The organism is Pseudomonas sp. ADAK13, assembly GCF_012935715.1.
In the GTDB taxonomy this organism is placed as follows: domain Bacteria; phylum Pseudomonadota; class Gammaproteobacteria; order Pseudomonadales; family Pseudomonadaceae; genus Aquipseudomonas.
In genome coordinates this window covers 5,847,549-5,873,033 of record NZ_CP052860.1, presented here as the reverse complement: position 1 = coordinate 5,873,033, position 25,485 = coordinate 5,847,549, and the positions used below count along the sequence as shown (strand labels likewise).

General features: G+C 58.6%; 25 protein-coding genes. 10 read left to right on the top strand and 15 right to left on the bottom strand.

What is annotated here, in order from left to right; genetic code table 11:
- Positions 1-89: 89 nt before the first annotated feature.
- From HKK54_RS26985 to glcC, 4 genes are all read right to left on the bottom strand, one after another.
- The gene (locus HKK54_RS26985; protein WP_010170950.1) at positions 90-515 is read right to left on the bottom strand and encodes an ExbD/TolR family protein; all 426 of its coding nucleotides are present in this window, start codon (positions 513-515) and stop codon (positions 90-92) included.
- Complete coding sequence (locus HKK54_RS26980; protein ID WP_169388428.1) at positions 515-1,243, bottom strand: MotA/TolQ/ExbB proton channel family protein; 729 nt, start codon at positions 1,241-1,243, stop codon at positions 515-517. Before HKK54_RS26980 ends, HKK54_RS26985 begins: the two co-directional genes overlap by 1 nt.
- An 84-nt stretch (positions 1,244-1,327) precedes the next feature.
- The gene (locus HKK54_RS33710) at positions 1,328-1,744 is read right to left on the bottom strand and encodes an energy transducer TonB (protein ID WP_237151000.1); all 417 of its coding nucleotides are present in this window, start codon (positions 1,742-1,744) and stop codon (positions 1,328-1,330) included.
- A gap of 658 nt (positions 1,745-2,402) precedes the next feature.
- Positions 2,403-3,170 carry a transcriptional regulator GlcC gene (glcC, locus tag HKK54_RS26970; protein WP_010170944.1) on the bottom strand — a complete coding sequence of 256 codons (768 nt, stop codon included), beginning with the start codon at positions 3,168-3,170 and terminating at the stop codon, positions 2,403-2,405.
- 232 nt (positions 3,171-3,402) lie between these two features.
- Between glcC and glcD the strand changes: the two genes are divergently transcribed.
- From glcD to HKK54_RS26925, 9 genes are all read left to right on the top strand, one after another.
- The gene (gene glcD, locus HKK54_RS26965; protein ID WP_169388426.1) at positions 3,403-4,902 is read left to right on the top strand and encodes a glycolate oxidase subunit GlcD; all 1,500 of its coding nucleotides are present in this window, start codon (positions 3,403-3,405) and stop codon (positions 4,900-4,902) included.
- The gene (gene glcE, locus HKK54_RS26960; RefSeq protein ID WP_169388425.1) at positions 4,902-5,966 is read left to right on the top strand and encodes a glycolate oxidase subunit GlcE; all 1,065 of its coding nucleotides are present in this window, start codon (positions 4,902-4,904) and stop codon (positions 5,964-5,966) included. The genes glcD and glcE overlap by 1 nt, the downstream gene beginning before the upstream one ends.
- Before the next feature lie 3 nt (positions 5,967-5,969).
- A complete protein-coding gene (gene glcF / locus HKK54_RS26955) occupies positions 5,970-7,187 on the top strand; it encodes a glycolate oxidase subunit GlcF (protein ID WP_169389364.1) in 1,218 nt (405 codons plus the stop codon).
- Between the two features lie 24 nt (positions 7,188-7,211).
- Positions 7,212-7,613: a heme-binding protein gene (locus HKK54_RS26950; protein ID WP_169388424.1), complete on the top strand. Its 402-nt coding sequence runs from the start codon at positions 7,212-7,214 to the stop codon at positions 7,611-7,613.
- A 50-nt stretch (positions 7,614-7,663) separates the two neighbouring features.
- Positions 7,664-9,844, top strand: coding sequence for a malate synthase G (locus tag HKK54_RS26945; RefSeq protein ID WP_169389363.1), 2,181 nt, complete (start codon positions 7,664-7,666; stop codon positions 9,842-9,844).
- Between the two features lie 429 nt (positions 9,845-10,273).
- The gene (locus HKK54_RS26940) at positions 10,274-11,083 is read left to right on the top strand and encodes a transporter substrate-binding domain-containing protein (protein ID WP_169388423.1); all 810 of its coding nucleotides are present in this window, start codon (positions 10,274-10,276) and stop codon (positions 11,081-11,083) included.
- Between the two features lie 57 nt (positions 11,084-11,140).
- On the top strand, positions 11,141-11,815 hold the full coding sequence (locus HKK54_RS26935) for an amino acid ABC transporter permease (RefSeq protein ID WP_169388422.1): 675 nt from the start codon (positions 11,141-11,143) through the stop codon (positions 11,813-11,815).
- On the top strand, positions 11,812-12,468 hold the full coding sequence (locus tag HKK54_RS26930) for an amino acid ABC transporter permease (protein ID WP_169388421.1): 657 nt from the start codon (positions 11,812-11,814) through the stop codon (positions 12,466-12,468). The genes HKK54_RS26935 and HKK54_RS26930 overlap by 4 nt, the downstream gene beginning before the upstream one ends.
- Positions 12,465-13,190, top strand: coding sequence for an amino acid ABC transporter ATP-binding protein (locus tag HKK54_RS26925; protein ID WP_010170926.1), 726 nt, complete (start codon positions 12,465-12,467; stop codon positions 13,188-13,190). Before HKK54_RS26930 ends, HKK54_RS26925 begins: the two co-directional genes overlap by 4 nt.
- Positions 13,191-13,285: 95 nt before the next feature.
- Here the strand turns inward: HKK54_RS26925 and HKK54_RS26920 are convergent, their stop codons facing one another.
- The 6 genes from HKK54_RS26920 to HKK54_RS26895 form a co-directional block, all read right to left on the bottom strand.
- Positions 13,286-14,098, bottom strand: a complete 813-nt coding sequence (locus HKK54_RS26920; RefSeq protein ID WP_010170924.1) for an aspartate dehydrogenase — start codon at positions 14,096-14,098, stop codon at positions 13,286-13,288.
- Entirely contained in the window at positions 14,095-14,862 is a 768-nt protein-coding gene (locus HKK54_RS26915) for an alpha/beta fold hydrolase (protein WP_169388420.1), read from the bottom strand. Before HKK54_RS26915 ends, HKK54_RS26920 begins: the two co-directional genes overlap by 4 nt.
- Before the next feature lie 10 nt (positions 14,863-14,872).
- Entirely contained in the window at positions 14,873-15,394 is a 522-nt protein-coding gene (locus HKK54_RS26910) for a cupin domain-containing protein (protein ID WP_010170921.1), read from the bottom strand.
- A gap of 136 nt (positions 15,395-15,530) precedes the next feature.
- On the bottom strand, positions 15,531-16,565 hold the full coding sequence (locus tag HKK54_RS26905; RefSeq protein WP_169388419.1) for a proline racemase family protein: 1,035 nt from the start codon (positions 16,563-16,565) through the stop codon (positions 15,531-15,533).
- Positions 16,566-16,616: 51 nt separating this feature from the next.
- Entirely contained in the window at positions 16,617-17,183 is a 567-nt protein-coding gene (locus HKK54_RS26900) for an NIPSNAP family protein (protein WP_169388418.1), read from the bottom strand.
- A 10-nt stretch (positions 17,184-17,193) separates the two neighbouring features.
- Complete coding sequence (locus tag HKK54_RS26895; RefSeq protein ID WP_169388417.1) at positions 17,194-17,946, bottom strand: SDR family oxidoreductase; 753 nt, start codon at positions 17,944-17,946, stop codon at positions 17,194-17,196.
- A gap of 580 nt (positions 17,947-18,526) precedes the next feature.
- Here HKK54_RS26895 and HKK54_RS26890 point away from each other — a divergent pair.
- Entirely contained in the window at positions 18,527-19,555 is a 1,029-nt protein-coding gene (locus tag HKK54_RS26890) for a LacI family DNA-binding transcriptional regulator (protein ID WP_169388416.1), read from the top strand.
- A 110-nt stretch (positions 19,556-19,665) separates the two neighbouring features.
- On the opposite strand, the gene HKK54_RS26885 is transcribed toward HKK54_RS26890, so the two are convergent.
- The 5 genes from HKK54_RS26885 to HKK54_RS26865 all read right to left on the bottom strand — a co-directional run bounded on the left by HKK54_RS26885 (position 19,666) and on the right by HKK54_RS26865 (position 25,469).
- Entirely contained in the window at positions 19,666-21,252 is a 1,587-nt protein-coding gene (locus HKK54_RS26885; RefSeq protein ID WP_169388415.1) for a GMC family oxidoreductase, read from the bottom strand.
- A gap of 46 nt (positions 21,253-21,298) precedes the next feature.
- A complete protein-coding gene (locus HKK54_RS26880; protein ID WP_169388414.1) occupies positions 21,299-22,183 on the bottom strand; it encodes a sugar phosphate isomerase/epimerase family protein in 885 nt (294 codons plus the stop codon).
- Entirely contained in the window at positions 22,167-23,207 is a 1,041-nt protein-coding gene (locus HKK54_RS26875) for a glycoside hydrolase family 3 N-terminal domain-containing protein (protein ID WP_169388413.1), read from the bottom strand. The genes HKK54_RS26880 and HKK54_RS26875 overlap by 17 nt, the downstream gene beginning before the upstream one ends.
- Positions 23,194-24,225 (bottom strand): glycoside hydrolase family 3 N-terminal domain-containing protein, encoded by a 1,032-nt coding sequence (locus HKK54_RS26870; RefSeq protein ID WP_169388412.1) that lies wholly within the window; start codon positions 24,223-24,225, stop codon positions 23,194-23,196. The genes HKK54_RS26875 and HKK54_RS26870 overlap by 14 nt, the downstream gene beginning before the upstream one ends.
- Positions 24,226-24,302: 77 nt before the next feature.
- Positions 24,303-25,469, bottom strand: a complete 1,167-nt coding sequence (locus tag HKK54_RS26865; protein ID WP_169388411.1) for a Gfo/Idh/MocA family protein — start codon at positions 25,467-25,469, stop codon at positions 24,303-24,305.
- Positions 25,470-25,485: the final 16 nt, after the last annotated feature.

Below are 25,485 nucleotides of genomic sequence, written 5' to 3'. Positions count from 1 at the left end.
TCACGGCCTGGTTGATTTCTGCGGCGCGCACTTCGCCGTGGCCGGCTGTAACAGCCGACGCAGCGAGTTGGACGAAGGCGACGCGGTTGTTAAGGTGTTACGGCCTGGGTCACAAAGCCGATCTTGTCCAGGCCTCCGGACTGCGCAGCAGCCATTACCTGCACCACCTTTTCATAGGGGGTGTTGCGCTCGGCGCGCAGGTGCAACTCCGGTACCGGCTGACGCGCTGCGGCCTCGGCGATCAGTGCTGGCAAATCCCTGTCGCTGATGGCGTGGTCGTCCCAATGCAGGTGACCGTCGCTGTCCAGCGCCAGATCCACGGAGGGCGGCGGTTTGTTGTCCTGCTGCGCGACGGCCTTGGGCAGGTCAATCTTCACAGCGTGCTGGATGGCCGGCACGGTGATGATGAAGATCACCAACAGCACCAGCATCACGTCCACCAGCGGCGTGGTGTTGATCTCGGGGTTGAAGCCGTCCTCATCCAGATCGTCCCCGTCCAGCAATCCACCGGCCATCAGACGTATTCCGCCTGGGCATTGAACGTGCTGCGCGCTGGCTGCCCGCCGCGTGGGGCAGCACGGGCGCCGATCACCAGCAAGTCGTGCAGCTCGAAGGCAAACTTGCCCAATTCAGCCAGCGTCTGCTTGTTACTGCGCACCAGCAGGTTGTAGCCGAGGGTGGCCGGAATGGCCACGGCCAGGCCCAGGGCGGTCATGATCAGGGTTTCACCGACCGGGCCTGCGACCTTGTCGATGCTCGCGTCGCCGGTCAGGCCGATCTTCATCAAGGCGTGATAGATGCCCCATACGGTGCCGAGCAAACCGACAAAAGGTGCGCTGGAACCCACAGTGGCCAAAATCGCCATGCCGCCTTGCAATTGCCCGCCCACGGTCAGGGTGGAATGGCGCAAGGCGCGGGTCAGCCATTCGCTGAAGGCTGGCAGGTTCATGTCGCCATCCAACGCATCACGGTGCTGGCGTGCGGCGCTGACGCCGGCATGGGTGAGTTCGGCGTAGGCACTGTGATGACCCAGCCGTTGCACGCCATCCTTGAGCGTCGGTGCGTTCCAGAACGCCGCCAGCAACTTCGGTGAACGCAGGCGATGCAGCGCCAGGCGCACCAGCTTGTCGAGCATGACGTACCAGGACGCAATCGACATCACCAACAACATCAAGGCCACGCCACGGGTGACAAAGTCGGCCTGTTGCCACAAAACATTCAAACCCAGTGTTCCGGTTTCCATGTGTATTTCCTTTTTTGGAGGTGAGCGCTGCCCTGACCGGGAGGCCCTTCGATAAAAGATGGCGGGGTTACACCTACAGGAGTGCTAACTGTCGAGCTGGAATCGCAGTGGGACAATCACGTATACCGACACCGCATGCCCCTCATCCAGATAAGGCTTGAACAGTGCGCCGCGCACCGCCGCCCTACCCGCTTCGTCGAGGTTACCGAAGCCGGAGGAACGCACGACGTCCACCGCGCCAGGCTTACCGTGTTCGTCCACCAGCACCCGCAGAATTACGGTGCCCTCGTGGCCCTCTTCGCGGGCACTGTCGGGGTATTCGGGTTGCGGTTCATGCACGTATTCGACGCCACGGGTGAGTGTCTTGGGGTGAGGCGGTGATGCGGGAGTTGGCGCTGGAGTCGGCATGACTGCTGGTGCGGCGGCCGCCGTGCTGGTGGTCGCGGGGGCGGTTGTTGCGACGGCCGCAACCGGGCGTTGCATCACATGCGGCTTGGCCACGGGTTTAGGCCGGACGACTGGCTGAACGGCGACAGGCGGCGGAGCGATCGAGGCAACGGGCGGTGGTGGTGCGGGTGCCGCAGTGGCGGCTGGCACCGGACTCGGCTCATTGATGACCGAAGCGTAAATAGTACGAATCACCGGTGGTGCGAGCGCCGGGATCGATGACCGGCTCACCACGCTCAATGCCACCACATGCACCGCCACCACCAGCGCCACCGCGCAGCCTCTGCGCAGTAATCGTGAGGCACTGCCGGCAGGCAATGGCTGAAGGTGCAGCAGGGGTGTCAGCGTCGCATCCACGATTGATTTCCTCCAGGCCGGTAGCCGGGTACATCGGGCGCATTCCCTGCGAAAGTTGGGCCCGAGGCCCGGTATAGGCGCCTCGTGACAGGTGTCGCAGGAATATAGGAGTGACGAATGACAGATGCGTGACAGAGAACAATTATCAAGTAAGCAGTTTGTGACAATTGCGTTGGCGCCTATAGGCAAGACCTCCTAAACCGTCATTACGGGATTGAATCCATAGTCGAAAGTAGCCTTTCACGACTCACAGCTATGCCAAACATTTCAGCGCGACCCGCATCACCACGGGTCTCACGGTGCAAATCATCGAGTTCATAACGCTGTCGCAAACCACGTCATTAATCCGAACTCCTCACGCCCACCCTTCGAGGCGCAATGTTGCGCGGATCAAGCGCTGCTCCTCGACTTCGATTTCCTTGAGGTTCTCACAGATGCTACGCAGGTGAGCAATGGCCGCTTTGCGCGCCTGGTCCGGCATACGCCCGATCACGGCGTTATAGAGCCTCGCGTGCTGACGGTCGATTTGGCGTTTTTGCGGCTCTCGGTGATAGAGGTTATTGACCGAGGCAAACACCGTATTAAGCAACAGGTCCGTCAGCGAACGCAGCGTTTGTACCAGCACCGGATTGTGTGAGGCCTCGCAGATTGCCAAATGAAAGGCATGATCAAGCCGGGCGTGCTCGCCGGTATCCAGACTTCGGGTATGTGCGTCAACCAGCGTCTGGTAGCTACGGGTGATCAGTACAAAATCGGCGTCGGTCCCGCGTAAAGCGGCCAGACGTGCGGACTCCCCTTCAAGAAGGCTGCGTACCTCGAACAGATCGTAGAGTGTGCGTGGCTGCGAGCTGAAAAGATGCATCAGCGGCGACGCAGCACCGTGGCTCGACAGGTCGGCAACGTACGAGCCCTTGCCGTGCTCTGTGTCGATAATTCCACGAGCACGCAACAGCTTTAACCCCTCGCGAAGCGCCGTACGGGATACGCCAAGTTTCTCGGTCAGGCGCCGTTCGGACGGCAACAATTGCCCGGTCTTGAACACACCGTCCACGATCAAGCGCTCGATGCGTTCACAGACCACGTCTGCAACCTGGGGATTTCGTCTCGAACCTGTGCCGTCCATCCTGCCTCCGGGTGGTATTACCAGTACAAACCTCTTTTTAAATCCACCAAATACCAAGGATTAACCATATGTTTTAAAACATCTTTATCTGATACCTAAAAACACAATAAATAAAAAACTGGTTCGACCAGTAAAACATCACATAGACAGTAAAACGCCTCAGGTCAATGATGCAAGCCAGCCGTAACCGCAACAGCCTCTAATAAAAACAAATGAGAGTTGCCACCTGCCTATGAACATTCTCTACGATGAGCGCGTCGACGGCGTTCTGCCAGACGTCGACAAATACGCACTTGTAAAGGCGCTGCAGGCGCGATTGCCGGAGCTGGAGATCCTCCAACAGCAAGAAGAGCTCAAGCCCTACGAATGCGACGGCCTGTCGGCTTATCGCACCACCCCCATGGTGGTGGTACTGCCCCGTCATCTCGATGAAGTTCAGGGTGTGCTCAGGCTGTGTCATGAGCGCCAGGTACCGGTGGTGGTGCGAGGCGCAGGAACGGGCTTGTCGGGCGGTGCCCTGCCGCTGGAAAAAGGCGTGCTGCTGGTGATGGCGCGTTTTAACCAGATACTGCACATCGACCCGGATGCGCGGACCGCCAGGATTCAGCCTGGGGTGCGCAACCTGGCGATTTCCCAGGCGAGCGCGCCGTATGGCCTTTACTACGCGCCGGACCCCTCCTCTCAGATCGCCTGCTCCATTGGCGGAAACGTTGCCGAAAACGCAGGCGGCGTGCACTGCCTTAAATACGGGCTGACGGTACACAACCTCCTTAAGGTCGACATCCTCACCGTTGAAGGTGATTACCTGAGCCTGGGCTCGAACGCCTTCGACTCTCCAGGTTTTGACCTGCTGGCCTTGTTTACCGGCTCTGAAGGCATGCTGGGCGTGATCACCGAAGTGACGGTCAAACTCCTGCCCAAACCACAGTCTGCGAAGGTGCTGCTGGCCGCCTTCGACTCTGTGGAAAAGGCTGGACGCGCGGTCGGTGACATCATTGCTGCCGGGATTATTCCCGGTGGCCTGGAGATGATGGACAACCTGGCGATACGTGCCGCCGAAGACTTTATTCACGCCGGCTACCCGGTCGAAGCACACGCCATTCTGCTCTGCGAACTCGACGGTGTTGAAGCCGACGTGCATGAAGACTGCGGCAGAGTCCGCCAAGTGCTGGAGCTGGCGGGTGCCACCGAAGTACGCCAAGCCCGGGATGAGGCAGAGCGCGTGCGGTTCTGGGCAGGACGCAAGAACGCGTTCCCGGCGGTGGGCCGGCTTTCACCGGACTATTACTGCATGGATGGCACCATTCCACGGCGCGAGTTGCCTGGCGTGCTGCAGGCCATTGCGGCGCTGTCTGCCGAGTACGACCTGCGGGTGGCCAACGTCTTTCATGCCGGTGACGGCAATATGCACCCGCTGATTCTGTTTGATGCCAATCAGGCGGGCGAACTCGAGCGTGCCGAAGCGCTGGGCGGCAAGATCCTGGAGTTATGCGTGAAGGTCGGCGGCAGCATCACCGGTGAACACGGTGTGGGCCGCGAGAAGATCAACCAGATGTGCGCGCAGTTCAACAGCGACGAACTGACCCTGTTCCATGCGGTCAAGGCAGCCTTTGACCCAAGCGGGTTACTCAACCCGGGCAAGAATATTCCGACCCTGCATCGCTGCGCCGAGTTTGGCGCGATGCACGTTCATATGGGCCAACTGCCCTTCCCTGAACTGGAGCGTTTCTGATGCGCAATCAACTCGATATCGATGCCGGTGGTGCGCTGCTGGAGCAGGTCAATCAAGCGCTGCGCGATGCAACGCCTTTACGTATCCAGGGCTCCAACAGCAAAGCGTTCCTGGGGCGCAGCGTTGCCGGTGATGTGCTCGACACTCGCGGCCATCGCGGCATCGTCAGCTACGACCCCACCGAGTTGGTGGTCACCGTGCGCTGCGGAACGCCGCTAGCGGAACTGTCACAGGTATTGGACGCCGCGCAGCAGATGCTGCCTTGCGAGCCTCCAGGTTTCGCTGGCACCGCGACGGTTGGCGGCATGATTGCCAGCGGGTTGTCGGGGCCACGTCGCCCCTGGTCTGGGTCGGTGCGCGATTTCGTCCTGGGAACCCGCGTGATTACCGGCCAGGGCAAGCATCTGCGTTTTGGCGGCGAGGTCATGAAGAACGTCGCCGGTTATGACGTTTCGCGGTTAATGGCCAGCAGTTACGGAACACTGGGCCTGATCACGGAAGTTTCCCTCAAGGTGCTTCCCAAGCCCCGTCAAACCTTGAGCATCAGCCTGGAAATGGGTAGCGAACGTGCCTTGCAGCACTTGGCGCAATGGGGTCAGCAACCTTTGCCAATCAGTGCGGCGTGTCATGACGGTGAACGCCTGCACCTGCGCCTGGAGGGCGGTGAAGGCTCCGTAGCTGCGGCCCATGACCGGCTCGGTGGCGAGTTGTTGGACGGTTCGTACTGGGCCGGTCTCAACGAGCATCGATTGAGTTTCTTCGATGCGGGTCAACCACTTTGGCGGCTGTCGCTACCGAACAACACGCCGATGCTCGACTTGCCCGGTCAGCAATTGATCGACTGGGCCGGAGCGCAGCGTTGGCTTAAGTCCGACGCCGACGCTGCATTGATTCGCCAGGTTGTCGAAAAAGCCGGTGGGCATGTGACCTGCTATAGCCATGGCCACGCCGAAAGCCCGTTCCAGCCGCTACCGGCTGCTCTGATGCGCTACCACCAAAACCTCAAGCGGCACCTGGACCCCAGCGGAATCTTCAACCCCGGACGCCTTTACGCGGAGCTTTGAGTGATGCAGACCACCTTGAGTGAACACGCCAGCCAACTCCCTCGCGCCGCGGAAGCAGAACGCATCCTGCGCAGTTGTGTGCACTGCGGCTTTTGCAATGCAACTTGCCCGACCTACCAACTGCTGGGTGACGAGCTGGATGGGCCCCGAGGCCGCATCTACTTGATCAAGCAGGTTCTGGAAGGCAACGAAGTCACCCGAAAGACCCAGGAACACCTGGATCGCTGCCTGTCCTGCCGCAATTGCGAAACCACCTGCCCCTCCGGCGTGGAGTACCACAACCTGCTGGATATCGGCCGGGCGGTGGTTGATGCGGCGGTGCAAAGGCCCCTCGCCCAGCGGCTCCTGCGCCAGGGGTTACGCAAACTGGTGCCTAATCCTGGGTTGTTCAAAGGATTGATTGGCAGCGGCCAGGTCTTCCGTGCATTGCTGCCAGGCCACCTCGAATCAAAATTGCCGCGCAGCGCTGAGCCGGCGAAACAGCGTCCCACCGCCCTGCATGCGCGCAAGATGCTGATCCTGGAAGGCTGTGTGCAATCAAGCCTTTCGCCCAACACGAACGCGGCCGCTGTGCGAGTTCTGGACCAACTCCGGATCAGTGTCACCTCGATCAAACAGGCCGGCTGCTGCGGCGCGGTGGAATACCACCTGGACGCTCAAGCGGCCGGGCTTGATCGAGCCCGTCGAAACATTGATGCCTGGTGGCCGAGCATCGAGCTTGGGGCCGAAGCGATTGTGCAGACAGCGAGTGGCTGTGGTGCGTTCATCAAGGAATATGGTCACTTGCTGAGCACCGACCCGGCCTACGCCGACAAGGCAAGAAGGGTCAGCGCGTTAGCCAAAGACCTGGTTGAAGTGTTGCGTGACGAGCAACTTGAGCGGCTGGGGGTTAAAAGCGCCCAATCAATTGCCTTCCATTGCCCCTGCACCTTGCAGCACGCGCAGAAGCTCGGCGGAGCCGTCGAGGCGGTGCTCACAAGCCTTGGCTTCAACCTCACCGCTGTTCCGGAGGGTCACTTGTGCTGCGGGTCGGCGGGCACCTATTCAATTACCCAACCCGAACTGTCACTGCAATTGCGTGACAACAAACTGAATGCCCTGGAAAGCGGAAAACCCGACGTCATCGCCACGGCCAATATTGGCTGTCAGACCCACCTCGGTGGCGCTGGTCGCACCCCTGTGCGGCACTGGATCGAGTTGGTTGAAGCTGCGTTGCCCTAACCGCCGCCCCCCTGGAGAAACCCCATGAAAAGCAAAGCCATATTGAGTCAAGTCGAAATCAACCAAATCCTGAACGCTGCACGTGCCGAAGCACACAACCACCAGTGGGCGGTGACCATCGCGATTGTTGATGACGGCGGCCACCCTCTAGCGCTCGAACGCTTGGACGGTTGCGCCGCGATCAGCGCCTACATCGCCGTCGAAAAGGCGCGCACGTCCGCATTGGGTCGACGCGAATCCAAGGGCTACGAAGACATGGTCAACGGTGGGCGATACGCCTTTTTATCGGCGCCATTGCTGACCTCCCTGGAAGGCGGCGTACCGATCTTCGTCGATGGACAGGTGATAGGGGCCGTCGGGGTTTCCGGGGTTAAAGCCGAGCAGGATGCACAGGTCGCAAGAGCTGGCGCGCAATGCGTGAGCTGAGCACAAAACCAAAGCAACCGAATGAACACAGTATGATGGAGATGCACAAAGTGACCGATTTCGTTAACTGCCATGGCCTTAAAGTCGCCCCCGTCCTGCAGCATTTTGTGGATGCTCGAGTGCTGCCGGGAACCCGGCTTTCCCCTGAAGCGTTCTGGAGCGGCTTTGCAAGCCTGGTGCATGATTTGGCCCCCAAGAACCGCGCACTATTGGCTGAACGTGATCGCCTGCAGGTACAACTGGACGACTGGCACCGAGCCCATCCAGGGCCTGTGACCGATATGCCGGCCTATCAAGCATTCTTGACTAGTATCGGCTACCTGCAACCGGAACCCGAAGACGTCAACGTCACCACCAGCAACGTTGACGCTGAGGTTAGCGTGCAAGCCGGGCCGCAACTGGTGGTGCCCGCAGTTAACGCTCGTTACGCGCTGAATGCCGCGAATGCACGTTGGGGGTCGCTGTACGACGCGCTATACGGAACGGATGCGATCCCTCATGAGAATGGCGCCCAACCTGGCGCAGGTTACAACCCGGTTCGGGGTGCCCAGGTGATTGCGTTTGCACGGGCGTTCCTGGATGACGCATTTCCCCTGAGCAACGGCTCACACGCTGCCGTGGTTCAGTACACGATAGAAGGCGCAACACTGCGGGCCACTCTGCAAGATGGCACACAGGCAGTGTTGTCGCAGACCACGCAATACGCCGGCTACCAGGGTGTGCCGGCAGATCCGGTCGCCATTTTGCTGAAACACAATGACCTGCATGTGGAAATACAAATCGACCGGGAGAGCCTCATCGGTCAAGGCGACGGTGCGGGCGTCAAGGATCTGCTGATTGAGTCCGCACTGTCCACGATCATCGATTGCGAAGACTCGGTGGCAGCGGTCGACGCTGAAGACAAAGTCCAGGTCTACAGCAACTGGTTGGGCCTGATGAAGGGCGACCTGACGGAAAGCCTCGAGAAAAATGGCAAAACCATTATCCGCCGGCTAAACCCGGACCGGGTGTACACCGCAGCAGATGGCAGCTCGTTGACACTCCCCGGGCGCTCATTGCTTTTTATCCGGAACGTCGGGCACCTGATGACCTGCCCGGCCATTCTCGATAACACCGGGCTTGAAATTCCAGAGGGCATTCTCGACGGTGTCATCACCAGCCTGATTGCCCTGCACGACCTGCCGCGCAAGGGCAACTCACGCACTGGCAGCGTCTACATTGTTAAGCCGAAAATGCATGGCCCTGCCGAAGTCGCTTTCGCCGACCACTTGTTCAACCGTATCGAGGACCTGCTTGTGCTCCCACGGCACACGCTCAAGATTGGCATCATGGATGAGGAGCGACGCACCAGTATTAACCTGAAGGCCTGCATCGGCGCAGCGTCGTCAAGGGTCGCGTTTATCAATACCGGGTTCCTGGATCGGACCGGCGACGAAATGCACACGTCCATGGAAGCCGGCGCGATGCTGCGTAAGGGCGACATGAAAAACACCGCCTGGATCAAGGCCTATGAGCTTAATAACGTGCTGGTCGGGCTGGACTGCAAGCTGCGCGGGCGAGCCCAGATAGGCAAGGGCATGTGGGCCATGCCCGATCGGATGGCAGATATGTTGGCGCAGAAAATCGCCCATCCAAAGTCGGGTGCCAATACAGCGTGGGTCCCCTCCCCGACAGCCGCTACCTTGCACGCACTGCACTATCACCAAGTCAGCGTACGAGCGGTGCAGGAGTCACTTGAAGGCACCCGGTCGGGCAGCACCAGGCAAACGCTTCTGGATGGATTGCTCAGTGTGCCGGTGGTTACCGACAACGAGTGGTCGGCCGATGAAATCCGCCAGGAAGTCGAAAACAACGCGCAGGGTTTGCTGGGCTACGTGGTGCGCTGGGTCGAACAGGGTATTGGTTGTTCGAAGGTTCCCGATATCCATAACGTGGGATTGATGGAGGATCGCGCAACGCTGCGTATTTCCAGCCAACACATGGCCAACTGGCTGAGGCATGGGGTTATTACTGAAGCTCAAGCCCTGGATGTTCTGCAACGTATGGCGCGGGTCGTCGATGAGCAAAACGCGGCAGACCCCCACTATGCCCCGATGGCGCCTGACTTCTACAGCTCGTTGGCATTTCAAGCGGCTTGCGCGCTGGTGTTCGAAGGACGAGCCCAACCCAATGGTTATACCGAACCGCTGTTGCATAAATTTCGGCTCACGTTCAAGCAGTCGACGGTTTAAACCATCCGCAACAGGTTTCACCTGCGCCGCCAGCGCCCGATGCATTGCATCCGGCGTGGGCGCTTTGGCAGGTAGCCGCGGGCACTCAGGGTTAAGGAGCGCCGTCGATCCGTCACCCTTCGCCGCATCTTATCCTTCACTCGCACACGCCCAGCGTTACAAATTTTCTCACCATCGGAACAAAAAAGTAATCGATTACATTAATCAGCACCAAAACAGAGCGTCGAATGTGACACATCAGTTCATTTCGGCCGTTTGAGAGTCTCCAAAGGCTGTAAATACGGACTATATTCTATCAATCGAGGGTAAAAACCCGCAAAAGACAGGCGCATGAAGGCAGTCAGGGCCGTTGAAAAGCGATATGGCACGCTTTCTGCTCCTGCAAATGTAAAGGATTACATTCCTTCCCATCAACCAAAGGTATGAAGAATGAACGTGAAGCAGAAACTTGTTACCACCGCCGCTCTGGTCTCGCTGATGGCAGCAGCGGCACCCGCCATGGCAGACAAACTCGACGACGTGATCTCGGCAGGCGAGCTTAAATGCGGCGTCATGCTGGACTACCCGCCTAACGGTTTTCGTGACTCGTCCAATAACCCGACAGGTTATGACGTGGAGTACTGCCAGGACCTGGCCAAGGCGTTGGGTGTCAAACCGGTCATTGTCGAGACGCCCTCCCCTCAGCGTATTCCGGCCCTATTGTCGAGCCAGGTCGATATCTCGATTGCCAGCGCAACCATCACTCTGGAGCGCGCAAAAACGGTCGCCTTTACCTCTCCTTATTCCTCATACAGCTTTGTGGTGGTCGCGCGCAAAGACGCGAACATCAAAACGTTTGATGATTTGAAAGGCAAACGTGTAGCCGGCGTTCGTGGAGCAGCAGAAGACTCGCTATTCCAGAACTACTTCAAAAAATGGAATGACGCCAGCGGCCAATACCTGACCGTCAGCAATGACAGTGACCGGAACCTTGCACTGGCCCAAGGCAAGGTGGACGCCTTTATCGTCAATGTTCAAGCGGCCAGCGAGCTGACAAAACTGCCTCAGTACCAGGCGTTTCATACCTGCTGCGATGCCCCGTTTCCCAAGGATACTGTTGGGATGATGGTGACACGCGACAGCACGGACTTCCTTCGTTTCACCAACTTGTTCCTGCACCAGCAGCAAGTGAGTGGCCGTTACGCAGAGCTGTACAAGAAGTGGTATCAAACCGACGCCCCTGCCCTGGACAAGCTTTAATTACGTTGAACGGTGTGAGCCTTCGGGCTCCCACCCTATTGAAGGAGGGGCGATGCCTTGAACTATCACTTCCAATGGGCGCCAGTATGGAAGGCTTTCCCCGACTTGCTGCCCGGGTTGATCATGACCCTGGAGCTGACGTTGCTCGCGTTCGTTCTCGGGTCAGTGATTGCGTTCGTATTGACTTGGGGTAAATCCTCGAGCAATCAATTCGCGAAGGGAATCTGCGTCAGCTGGATCGAGATTGCGCGCAATACACCGTGTTTGTTCCAGATCTATATGGCGTACTTCGGCCTGGGAGCACTCGGCGTTGATGTGAACTCCTTCTATGCCGTGCTGGGCGCTATTACGTTCAATACGGCCGGGTACCTGGCCGAAGTGATTCGCGGCGGAATAGAGGGTGTTGACCCGCGGCAATACCGTGCGGGTACAGCGCTGGGAATGAACCGGCGCCAAACATTCGTGCGAATCATCCTTCCTCAATTGGTGCCGTTGATTTTGCCAGGCGCCGGTAACCAGTTGATCTGGAGTCTGCTGAACACGTCGTTGGGCATGGTTGTTGGCCTCCAGGAACTAACCGGGGCAACGTACACCGCCCAGTCGCTGACCTTTCGCTCGTTCGAGTTTTTCATTGCTACCGCAATCATCTATTACGTGCTCGCCAAATTGGTGACGCTGATGCTTTACGGGGCCGCTCGGCTGTACGGCGGAAAACGGAGAGCTCAAGCATGAACAGTGTGCCGTTATTCTCGGGCCTGCAGCCCAATGACCTTCTCTACTTGCTCCAGGGTGCAGGACACACACTCTGGCTCGCGCTTTGGGCGATCGTCCTGGGCACCGTGCTGGGCTTCTTGATGGGCTGGCTGAGATCGGTGTCAAAAATCGGCAATGGCCTGATCATGATACTGGTGGATGTTTCCCGTTCTGTTCCGCTGCTTATACAGTTAATCGTAGTGAACGCTGCGTTGGCCGCCTTTCGTTTTCCGTTAAGCCCATTCTTGTGCAGCGCACTCGTACTCACCTTGTACATGGCCTCGTTCTGCTCGGAAATCTACAAGGGCGGATTCGAGGCGGTACCGCAAAACCTGCAGAAGGCGGCACGGTCTCTCGGCATGAGCTACGTGCAGGCATTCGTCAGCGTCACCGCACCTATCATGCTGCGGCGCACATTTGCCTCATGGATCGGCATTGTCCTGGGTGTCCTGAAGGATACCTCCCTGGCTGCGGTCATTGGCTACATAGAGCTTCTGCGTGGATCGCAAATCATCGTTACCCGAACTCAGGAGCCACTGTTGGTGCTACTGATCGTCGGCGTCTTTTACTTCCTGTTGTGCTACCCCATCGCTCGCTTGGGTGCCAAAGTTGAAAAAGGTCTAAGTCAATGATCGAAATCAAGAACGTCCATAAGTCCTACGGCAACCTGAACATTCTAAAGGGTGTCGACATGAGTGTTGAGAAGGGTGAAGTGGTATCCATAATCGGGCCAAGCGGCTCTGGAAAATCAACCCTGCTTCAATGCATCAATGGCCTGGAAAGCATCAGTGACGGCAACATTTGTGTCGATGGCATCGATGTTTTTTCGCGAGCTACTGACCTCAACGCGCTTCGTGCGAATGTAGGCATCGTGTTCCAGCAGTACAACGTTTTTCCGCACCTTTCAGTGCTCGACAACGCGGCATTGGCCCTCAAGGTTGTTCGCAAGATGAAGCGCCAGAACGCTGAGGAAGTTGCCTACGCACAGCTCGAAAAAGTCGGGCTGGGCGATAAGGCGAACATGTCCCCGACCCAGTTATCCGGAGGCCAGCAACAGCGCCTGGCTATCGCTCGCGCCCTGGCGATGCAGCCCCGGTACATGCTGTTTGACGAGGTCACCGCCGCACTCGACCCTCAGTTGGTGCGTGAGGTGCTCGATACGCTTTTGATGTTGTCGACAGAAGGGATGACGATGGTGCTCGTCACGCATGAAATTGCTTTCGCCCGAGAGGTTTCCAGCCGGGTTGCCTTCTTCGACGCCGGCAAGATCGCGGAGATTGGCCCTGCGGCTCAAGTCATCGACTCACCCAGGAACGTGCGTACGCAGCAATTCCTTTCTCATCAGATCCACTGACAAATACAAACGGCGACGCACATTCATGGATGGCGTCGCCGTTTTCTATGGGTTACTGCTGAAACATTGTATTCGATTACATTAAAACTCGAAAATCAGAACACCGTACTGAGCAACTGCTTGCTGACCGCCTCCTCAATGCTCAACGCTGCCAGCCACGATGTCTTAACATTGTCCGGCAGTGGATTATTGACCAGTCGAATCGACAACTCACCAAACGCCCCCTTGGCGTTCACTTCATGAACGTTTTTTGCGACGCTCGGGTCAGCGATCAGCTCCACCTGCGTGTGATCAAAACCCACGCCCGACAACGCGACGGCCGCCGTGACGTTCGCATTTTTTGGGAACCGAACGGATGCAAGAGCGGCCGTGCCTCGGAAGATGGTCGTTGGAACCTTGATCTGATCCAGATCGAATTCTTCCTCGGCAGGCGTCCCAGCCCATGCCTTGGGAGGTTTACGACCGATATACAACACTTCATCAAGGCCGGCAGAGCGAGCGGAACGCATGGCATCCAAACCACCGATTGCGCCAGAGACAAGGATCAAGCGTGACCCACCGGACTGGGCGGCGTGCTCAAGAGTCGCCGCCAACGCCTTATCAGCGAGCGCGCCGATAGAGGCGATGACGACATCGACTCCTGCGTTGAGGAAAGCTGGCACTGCATGAACAACCGCGCTGTGCCCTGCACACTCGATGACCAGGTCTGGTTTCCAGTCGATCAGATCCTGAACTTCAGTAAATAGCTCGACCTTGCGACCTTTGGCATAGCCATCAACATCAGCAGCGTGGTTAATCGCAGCATAGGAAGCCAATGGCAGGTGCCGGGTTTGCAGGGCGTCCAGGACACGCTTGCCGATCGCTCCAAGTCCGATGATCCCGACGCGCCTGATTTTATGGGTACTCATGCTAGGGACTCCCAGAATTGACGAAGCAGTAATGAGTAATATTGAGTGCATGTAACCGGTGGGAAGTGCCCACCACTGAGCTCTACAAGACTGGCGCCCGGAATCAGGCTGGCGAGTTCCTGCGAGTGGTGAAACGGGATGATGTAGTCATCCTTGGCCCCAATCACCCAGGTGGGCAGCTTGAGTGACGCCAACTCGTCACGGCGGTTGAAGTTCAAAAGCATCTCCATCCGCGCGTAGGTCATCTCGACATCCAGCGATGAGCTTTCTTCAAAATCCAGCGGATGCTCTGTTGCGAAATGCTCGCCATACCAGGTGGACGGGTAAGCGACCAGGCGAGTCAGCGCGTTGTAGGCGGAGCCACCCAGCTTCATCAGCAAGTATTGGCGATAGGCAAAAAAGTCCTTGAAGCGCTTGTCGGGCTTCGCCCAGCCACAGCTCAACACGATGCTCTTCACCCGTTTCGGGTGATCCAGCGCCATGCTTTGCGCGACCAGTGAACCGGTCGAGTGCCCTAAAATATGCGCAGACTCAATGCCCTTCTCATCCAACAGCCGGAGCAAAGCATCCTCGATACCGGGAATGCAGGGTGCGCCTGCAATTTCGCTCTGGCCTACTCCTGGATGGTCGAACGTAATGACCCGGTAGTCATGCTTGAGCTGATTGACGACGGGCTTCCAGAAGTCGGCCAGCCCGCCCAGCCCTGATATCAACACCACAGGGATGCCCGCTCCCTCCTCGTGGGCGTAGAGCTTTTTGGCCATGTCATCAGTCTCATTTTTTGGTGTAGGCGAAAAGGCCCGTGGACTCGATTTGGTCGATGTTCTCGGGCCGCTCAAAGGGCTCCGGAGCCGCCTCGCCGTGCTGACGAGGTCGGCCTATATCACGGAAGAACGTCTCCAGGCCGCTGGGGGTCATAAACCAAACCCAGTGCAGATCGACATCGCCGTCGTTGCTGAATGTGTGGGAGTTGTGTTTGCCCAAAAACAACGTCGCGCCTGGCTCAAGCTTGAAGACCTTGCCATCGACCACGGCGGTACCGGTGCCGGAAACGAAGTGCAGGACCTCTTCGTTCATTACATGGGCATGCTCACGGACACGGCCGCCGGGCGGAAGCAATTGGGTGCCCACAGAGAAGTTGTGATTCATCTCGAACTGCTGGGGTGACACCGCCACTGATACGTAGCCGTTAGCCGGCTTGGGCTGCCAGTAACTCACCTCCGTCTCGCGAGTGACGTAAACCAGCGTTCCTTTAACGTCTGGCGTTTCGTTTGAATCTATTGCCTTGTTAGTCATGAAAACCTCCGTCAGCCTTGCTGGATGAACCGGAAAAGACCTGCTTTACCGGCTAGTAATCGTTTACATCTCAAGATAAAAAAATAGCTTCTAACGGTGTGCGCCCAGCAGTTTCAGCCGAGCCCCCAGCAAATCATCAGCTATTTTTACGCCAGGTATCGCTCAGGGTGTAGCCCGTTGGGAATGGATCATTTGGATCAAGAACATATTGGTGAAAACCGGTGAGGAACGCTTGGCCGCTGATGGCCGGGCGAATGCCGGCGCGATCGCCTACTGTCAGCGTCTCGACGATTTCACCGACAAACTCAGTGCTCAGAATGGACTCGTGAATCAGCTTCTCGCCCGGCTTGATCTGGCCGCGCGCATGCATGACGGCCAGGCGTGCGCTGGTGCCCGTGCCGCAGGGCGAGCGGTCGAGACGGCCAGGGGACACGATCACGCCGTTGCGCGAGCGCTTGCCTTGAGGGTCATCGCGCATTGGCCCGGCAAAGAGGGTCTGGTTGATGGTGTGAATTTCCGGTTGTTCGGGGTGCACCGCCGGGATTTGCTCTGCGGCCGCCGCCTTGATGGTCTCCCCAACGCTGACCAGCGTTGCCGCTTCGTCAGGTGTAATGTCGAAGCCAAGCGATCGAGCATCTGCCAGTACGTAGATCATGCCGCCATAGGCCACGTCGACTTTGAGCGTACCAAGCCCGGGTACTTCTATGTGCTTGTCGAGGGCAAATACGAAGCAGGGGACGTTAGTGAATTTCACACTCAGGCATTTGCCATCCTGGCAGCGTGCTTCAACACGCACGAGGCCACCCGGGGCTTCGAGCGTCAGGCGAGTAACAGGCTCGACCATCGCTATCATGCCGGTCTCAAGCAACGCTGTGACTGTACAGATCGTGTTGCTACCCGACATCGGCGGGTAGAACTCGGACTCCATAATGACAAAGCCGGCATCGGCCTCCGGGTGCGATGAAGGCAACACCAGGTTGATGCACTGGGTCACGGTGCCGCGAGGTTCCTGGAGCAGGAATTTACGCAGGTCATCGCCCTGGGTTTCCAGGTACTTCATCTTGTCGAACATGGTGTTGCCAGGCACATCCAGCACGCCACCGGTAATCACATCATTGCGCTCACCAGCAACGTGAGCTCCGACAACATTGATCATTCGTTTGAATTTCATAGGTCACTTTTCCGAGTCATTGAGAAGTAATCCAGCCGATGTGTCCGGATGTCAGGTGCGCAGAACACGTAATGGCTTGAGAGAACGTGTTTCTACGACCAACGACGCCTGGATATCGACTTGGGGGGCCTCGGGGTCGGCACCCATGACGACCACCTGGTTGGGGTCCGAAAACTCCGTCGCCCAAAGGCCGCACACGTGAGATCGGCCCTCAGTTACTGCGCAATTGATTTGCTGGATCACAGCACCCGCCTTGCCCGTTGGACAGCGATATTTATGCAGGTAGCGAACCGGTGCGAGGCTATCGATGACCGTGTAAAGCCTGGGTATGAGCACTTGCAGGAACTGCTGGCTGACCTGGGCTGCTGCCTGAGGCAGAAAAGTTTCTCGCCATGCATCTACCTTGATCAATTGCGCCCTCAAGCGGGCCCGCTCGTCCAGGGATTCGTACCGCCAAAGGTGCCGAAAGATGACGTTGTCCCCTACTCGCTCCTGCCACAGGCCTTGCAACTTGCCATATTTATCACCCCGAATCGGCAAACAAAGGCTCTCGAAAAGAGTCCAGTATTTTTCCCAGGCTTCGGGGGTCAATTGGTATTCGCGCAGTTCATCGATCATCGACATGTCCTCACCAGGCGGTGTAGCCACCGTCCACAGTGAACATCGCGCCCGTTGCAAAACTGGAATCCTGAGAAGCCAGGAACAAAATCACGTTGGCAATATCGATGGGCTCGCCCATTTTGTTCAATGGCGAACGTGCTTCCAGCCCTTTTTTGAACGCTACCGGGTCTGGAACAGTTTCGAAAATCTTGTCGTAATAGCTGGAAGCGATCACGCCTGGCGCCACACTGTTCACACGAACGCCTTCAAGGGCATGGTCAAGGGCCATTGCGCGCGTCAGCGCTGCGACACCGCCTTTGGCAGCAACGTAAGCTGCGCGATCCTTGATACCCACCACAGAAATAGTAGATGCCAGGTTCACGACCGCCCCGCCGCCGCGTCGAATAATTTCAGGAATGGCGTATTTTGAGCACAGAAATACACCCTTCAGGTTGACGTTGATGACCTCGTCCCAGGTTTGCTCATCGACCGTGACGACAGTTCCCAGCGTACCGAAACCTGCGTTATTCACCAGGATGTCGATGCCGCCGAAATGCGCCACGGCCTTTTCAACCATAGCCTTGACCTGAGCCGCGTCAGAAACATCGGCCTGAACCGCAAATGCCTGGCTGCCCAGCGCTTGTGCTACGGCCAGCGCTTGCTCGATGTTGCGATCGGCGACGATAACCTTGGCGCCCTCAGCCACGAACAGCTTGGCGGTCGCTTCACCAATACCCGCACCGGCACCCGTAATCAGTGCAACCTTGTCTTGTAATTTCATCGTTCAATTCCTTCACATATCACTAAAAAAGCATCATTGGAAAACAGAACGCACTGAAGCCAAGCGAATAGCTGCCCGCCTCATGTAAACGTTTACATCTCGTCGCTCAAAATAACAACAAATAATCACCTTAGGAAGATGCTTGTAGAAATCTCTGTGTTGTATGGAATCCGTGAAGCAAATCGCATGCCCGTCAGGAGGCGTCTTGCTTTGCGGGCCTACGGGCCCACTGCCGGGGCAATATCAGGCTCTACGCCCGTCCCCAATCGCGTCTTTGTGTGTGTTACAGGACTGCATTTGTGCGAAAAATGGTAACGTTTACTGAAATTGATTACATTATGGGGCGCAGGCCTTTTAAGCCAGCTGGAGCGGCGGCCGCAGGGGGATTTTATCCGCGGCGCCTCCCTTCCGCGGCGTGCTCGTTTTTTTTGATGCGGGACGGAACGGAATACCGCAGAATCGGGGCATATAGCCGTGCAAAACGGCTCCAGGGAGCAGGCCGTAGGCTGAGTGAGAGGTAATCGATATCAGTCGCTAAACGCCGCGTCTTCATCTGCATGCGCCATCATGAGGAATCTGTGTGAGCATTAAGCGAAATCCATCGGGACGTGTAAACGTCACTGATGTGGCAAAAGCTGCCGGTGTTTCGGTGGCCACCGTCTCCAGAAGCTTCAATTTACCCCATCATGTTCGGGACGACGTGCGAGAAAAAGTTCTGCAGACGGCGAGTAAAATGGGCTATACACCCAACTCTGCAGCCAAGGCCTTGAGGCTTCAAAAGACCCACGTCATTGGGGCGATCATCCCCACACTTGACCATTCCATTTACGCGACCATGGTCAAAAGCTTCCAGGACAAACTGGCCGAATACGGTTATGTCGTCTACGTGCTCAGTTGCGGGTTTGATTCAAACGCAATCTCCAACAACGTAAAGTTGCTGGTCGAACGGGGTGCCGAGGCGTTGCTGGTCGTGGGGGATATCGCCGATCCTGACCTGATCCAGTACCTCAAGGAGTACCGCATGCCGGTGGTCTGCACGTACTCCTATTTTGAAAACAAGGCTTTTCCCTTTATCGGCTTCGATAATTACCTGGCCACGAAACAGATGACGGAATACCTGCTTGGTCTTGGGCACCGCCACATGGCGATGCTAACCGGCCCTATGCAAGGTAATGATCGCCAACAGGCGCGCCACAAAGCATTCATTGATGCGCTCACTGTCTCCAAATCCAAGTGCACTCACTTCACCTACGAAAGCGCCGGCGGATACACCATTGAGTTCGGTGAAAAAACCCTTCGCCGAATCCGCCTGGAATACCCGGATGTGACCGCGATCATTTGCAACAGCGACGTTATCGCTTTTGGCGTTCTCTCAGCCTGCAAAAAGCTGGGTATTGATGTGCCCAGAGAGATGTCGGTAGTGGGGTATGACAATCTCGAGTTCGCTGAATACCTGGACCCTCCCCTTACGACGCTTGCAGTACCCGCAGGAGAGATGGGACTGAGGAGTGCAGAGGCGCTGATCGCAAACTTGAAAAACGGTACCGAGATAAAACCGCTGCTGCTCGGTACTCAGTTGATGATCCGTCAATCCAGCCACTCAATCTAGTAGCCCTCGCGCTCTGAGGCCTGCGAGGCAGGGTGGGTGATCATGCGCGTTGGCAAACACCCACCGGCAGCTTGGATAGGAGTGAGCTGAAATGTCCGCATTCGGCAACCCTATCGGGTGCTTTTGATCATGTCGGCGACCTTTTCGCCGATCATGATGCACACCGAGTTGGGGTTACCTGAAATCAGCGTTGGCATAATCGACGCGTCGGCCACTCGCAGCCCCTCGATGCCATGCACCTTGAGATCCGGCCCAACCACAGCCTGTTTATCTATCCCCATGCGGCAGGTGCCTGACGGGTGCAGCGCGGCATGGGCTTCCTCGTGACAGAATTTCTTCATGGCTTCTCGCGAGCGTACGCTCACATCCGGTACGTGCCGCCGTGCCACATAGGGTTTGAAAGCCGCCTGGGCCATGATCTGTTCGCCAATCAGACAACCGTCCACCAGGCTTTCGATGTCGTACGGATCGGAAAAATAGTTAGGCACAATGCGTGGCGGTGACATCGGGTCGGCTGAATACAGCTCCACATAACCCCTGGACCTTGGACGTATCTGCCCCAGGTTCAAGGTGCAGCCATTGCCGCCAGGCACCGAATCCACGCCCTCCTCGATGCCCGCGCCCACCACCATGAAATACTGGATATCCGGATGCGCCGCCGTCTTGTCGCCCCACCAGAACGCCCCGCCTTCAATCAGGTTCGACGCCGCCGGACCCTGCCTGAACAGCGCGTACTGCAAGCCCGCCATGAGTTTCCACCAGGGCTTTTTGTATTTGTCATAGCTGTGGGGGCCGGTCAGCTCATACACCAGCGACACTTCGATATGGTCCTGCAGGTTCTGCCCTACCCCAGGTAAATCCTGAACAACTTTAATTCCATGTTTCTCCAACTGCGCGGCGGGCCCGATCCCGGACAACATCAACAACCGGGGTGAGTTGATCGCGCCGGAGGACAGGACAATTTCCTTGTCGGCGTGCATCACCTGGCGCACGCCCTTCTCCAGGTATTCGACACCAACAGCCTTGTTACCCTGCATCAGGATACGCAGCACCCGGCAACCGGTCTTCACCGTCAGGTTCTTGCGCGACTTGGCGGGCGCCAGGTAGGCCACGGCGGCGCTGCTGCGAAAACCGTTCTTGGCGGTGATCTGGTACAGACCGCAGCCTTCGGGCTGGCCCGAGTTGAAATCTTCGTTATAGGGCAATCCGTACTGCTGGCAGGCGCGCAGCCAGACCTTGGTCAAGGGGTGAATATTGATCGGGTCCGACACGCCCAACGGCCCGCCAACACCGTGTACCTCATTGCAGAAACGCTCGTTGTCTTCAGCCTTTTTGAAGTACGGCAGCACGTCCTTGTACGACCAGCCGGCAGCGCCCTGCTCGGCCCAGCCATCGTAGTCGGCGGGCACGCCACGGATGTAAATCATCGCGTTCACCGAGCTGCCGCCGCCGAGCACGCTGGCCTGGACCATGGTCGGCGTTTCGCTGCGGTGCTGGTCCTCGGTGGGCTCCCAGGCATAGCGCTTGAGCAGCGGGCCCTGGGCAGTCTTGTAGTAGGCGCCGGGAATATGGATGTACGGGCTGCGATCGCGCGGCCCTTCCTCGAACAGCACCACTGACGCACCTTGCTCCTCGCTCAAGCGCGATGCGACCGTGCAGCCTGTGGAGCCGCCCCCGATTACGATGAAATCCACCATGACAACCTCAGATCTTTTTAGTATTCAGCCAGTGTTGAAACGCGCGTTATCGACCGACCAGGCCGGTTAACAGCGTCTTCAATTGTTGGGCGACGGCGTAGCTGTTTTGCTGCTGCTGTTTTTTGCAGAACAACTCACAACTCCACCAACCGACGTAACCGGTAGCCTTTACCGCGGCGGTCCATTCGGCCAGGTCGAGCACCCCGCTGCCGGTGGGAACATCACGCAGCACTTCTTCATTCGGGATGCCGCCATCGAAGGCCAGCGAGTCGCAGACATGCACGCCGTAGATCACGCCCTTGTCGAGCCTGGCGACGTCCGCAGGGGTAACGCCGCTGGTAAAGCAATGCCAGTAGTCGATCACCATCTTCACGTTGCTGCGCCCGGTGCGTTCGATCAGTTGCAGTTGGTGGTCCAGGGTATTGAGTGGCGTCCAGGACAGCGCTTCGAGATAAAGCAACAGGCCGTATTGCTTGGCCACATCGGCCAGCTCCGCCAGGTTGCTGGCCGTGCGAGCGTACTGTTCGGCTTGATCCAGACCCAGCAAGCCCGAGTAATGGGCGCTCTTGCCCGTCGCCTGGAAATCAATCACCGCCTGCACATTGATCGGGCCCGTGAGCACTTGCACGCCTTTGGCGCCGACCAGGTTGGCCAGTTGAAACAGCCGCTCGGCTTCCTTGAACAGGTCATCCCGCTCGGCGCCCTGGCGTTCGATGTCCCGAAGGTAACCGATGCCGGTGACCGGTACGTGCTGCAGTAATGCTTGCAGCTCCGACTCGGAATAGCCGGCCTGCAAATACGCCTCCAGCTTGCCGCTGTTGATCTCCAGCGCGTCAAAACCCAACGTCTGGGCGATGTCGATATCCATCGCCAGGGTCGAGTGTTTGGCGACGGTGGAATGCAGTGCGAGGATATTATTTTGGGTTGCCATATGGCGCTCCTACGGGTGAGTAGCGATCAGCCAACGCGCCAACGGCCAGCGCCGCAGCGTCCAGCCGAGCCTGAGACAAGGTGCCCCGGGCGACGGCGGCGACAATCGCCCGAACGATTTGCGGCACCTGCGGCATGGCGCCGGCAGAAATCAGCAACAGGTCAGCCCCGGCATTCAACGCGGCCACTGCGACCTCGCCGAGGGACATCTGGCCGATGGTCGAGCGGTGATCGAGGTCGATGGTCATCACCAGCCCCTTGAAGCCCAACTCCTGGCGCAACACACCGATCAGTTCCGGCGACACTGAGGCCGCGGTGGGCGGTGTGCACGCGGCGAATATCGCCGGCCCCATCATCACCGCATCCGCCCCCGCGTCGATCCCGGCCTGGAACCCCGGCCAATAGGCTCGCAGCTGCTTCATGGATTCGCTGACCACCGCCGTTTCAGTCGACGGCTGCTGAAACAACACCGGATGGCCGGGGAAGTGCTTCAGGGTGCTGGCCATCCCGGCCCGCCGCACGCCACGCACATACGCACCGACCATCGCCGCCGTCTGCTGCACGTCGTCCGAAAGCGTGCGCCCTGCCAGCCACACATTGGGGCCGCCAACAATGTCCGCCGTCGGCGACAGCAACAGATTGACCCCGGTCTCCCGCACGGCGGTCGCAACCTTGAAGCAGGCCTGCTCCAGCGCCGCGCAGTCCATCGCCCTTGCCACGTCGGGTTCAGGTAGCGCCGGGGTGATCCCTTGCAAGCGGTGCACGGCGGAGATGTCGGCGTCTGCCGCCAGCAGCAGCGGCCCGCCGAGCGCGGTGGCCGTGCCGGTAAAGCGTTGCCAGGTGTCCAGGGTTTCGGTTTCCAGGCGCCTGGCGCTCATTTTTCCGCTGACGTATTCCTCGCCCGTTTCGCCAAACAACAGACTGCGCCCGCCATTCCCGAGAAACCGGCGCACGTCATCCGTCATCTGTACGTCCAGCAACACCGGGAACAGCACGCCGTAGGCCTTGCCTTCATTCGCGCTCATGGTTAGTCCCCTGGGTCGCGATTGCCAACTGGCGGACCCTGGCGGCTGCATCCAGTAACACCTGGCGATCCAGCGTGCCTTCGTGAACGGCGGCGACGATCGCGTCGGCGATGCTGTCCAGGCCGGACTCGCTGGAAACCAGCAGCAGGTGCGCACCGGCCACCAGCGACGCGACAGCGGTGTCGGGAATGGTGTTGCCGCGCAGAATGGAAACCGCGTCCAGATCATCGGAAATGATCAAGCCGTCGAAGCCGAGGGTGTCACGCAGCACCCCGATAACCTTGGGTGAGGTGGAGGCCGAGTGATCGGTATCTATCGCAGGGAACACCGCCGGGCCTGGCATGATGGCTTTCACGCCGGTGGCGATGACCTGCTTGAACACTTCAAGGTTGTCATGCAGCAATTCCAGCGGCCCCGGCACGGTGGCTTCGGCAATGGCCGGGTCGTGTTCGGTGACGTAATGCCCGGGGAAGTGCTTGGCGGTGGCGATCACACCGGCGCGCTGCACCCCACGAATAAACGCGCAGGACACCCGGCTGACTTCCACCGGGTCGGCGCCGAGGTGACGGTTATGCAGCCACGGATTGGCGCCGGTGACGACGTCCACGATTGGCGCCAGAAACAGATTCACCCCCAGCTCACGGGCCACGGTGGCCATCTCGAAGCACCGTTGCTCGATATCCAGGGCACTGAGGGCCTGGAGCTGCGCTCGGGAGGCGACCGCCGGGACCAGTTGATGCAGGCGCTCGATCCCGCCGAGTTCCTGGTCGACTGCGATCAATACCGCAGAACCCGCCAAGGCCGTAGCTTCCTTAACGACATTGACAAAATCAGCCTTGGACTCGGCTGCCTTGCGCGCCGGGCTCATGCCTCGACCAACATATTCATCGCGGGTTTCCCCGAGCAACAGGGACACACCACCACGGCTCAGGTAACGGCGCACATTGTCGTCCAGGTGCAAATCCCCGAACGCGGGAAGCAGTACCGAATACGCGGCGCTATGCAGTTCGCTTGACATTGCTTTTCCTCAACAGCGTTATGGTGAGCGGAACGCTCAACTCGGTGGATGCGCGGCTATTCCACGCATGAATTCAATTACAGCGGGAACGGCACCCAGGCACGTCGCTGGTGGGATTCGACGCAGGCCTGGGACAACAGCACCCCGCGCACGCCCTCCTGGATATCCGGCAACGGCACGCTGGTCGCCGTGCGCCACTGCGCCCCGGCCTCCAGGGCGTCGGCGAAGTCGGCGTACAACACCGCCAGCGCTTCCAGATAGCCCTCGGTATTGCCCGCCGGCAGGCTGGTGAAGCTCAGCGTCTGGGGCATGTTGTCTGCCTGGCCACGCCGATAAATGCGGTCGGCGCCGTCGATGGGTGTGAACAGCAGGGTTTCCGGTGACTCCTGGCACCATTCGAGCGAGGCCAGGCTGCCGACGATCTTGAAGCGCAAGCCGTTGCGATGACCAGGCGCCGCGAAGCTGGCCCACAACAAGCCGTCTACGCCGCCGTCGAACTCCAGTTGCACCACGCAGGTGTCGTCCAGTGCCCAACCCGGCACCACGCTGGTCAACTTGGCGTTGAGCTGGTTGCAGCGCTGCCCGGAAAGAAACTCCAGCAGGTTGAACGCGTGGGTGCCGACGTCGCCCAAGGCCCCGGTGGGGCCGGCCTTTTGCGGGTCACCGCGCCACGCCAGACTGTTGCTTAAGCCGGACACGCCCGGTGCCAACCACTCCAGCAAATATTCCACGTACAGGAAGCGCAACTCCCCCAGCTCACCGGCCTGGATCCGACTGCGGGCGTCCCTGACCATCGGATAACCCTGGTAGGTGTAGGTCAGCGCAAAAAACGTCCCGTGGCGCTCGGCAAGGCTCGCCAGCTCGAGGGCTTCGTGGGGATGGTTGACCAAGGGCTTGTCGCAGATCACCGGGATGCCTGCTTCCAGGAACAACCGGCACGGCTCGAAATGCAGGTGATTGGGCGTCACGATGACCACCGCCTCTATCGGGTCGGGTCGGCGCGACTCGGCGGCGGCCATGGCCTCGAAGGAAAGGTAAATGCGGTCGGGTTCAATATTGAGAGCAGCGCCCGCCTCGCGGCATTTGTCCGCGCCCGACGAGAAGGCCCCGGCGACGATGTCGAAGCGATTACACAGGCGCATCGCGGCACGGTGGTAACTGGCGAAGTAAGCGCCCTGCCCGCCACCGACCATGCCGACCTTGAATCGCCGCTTTCCGGGAATGTCGCCGGTCAACCTTGCCATCACCCAATCCTCCGCA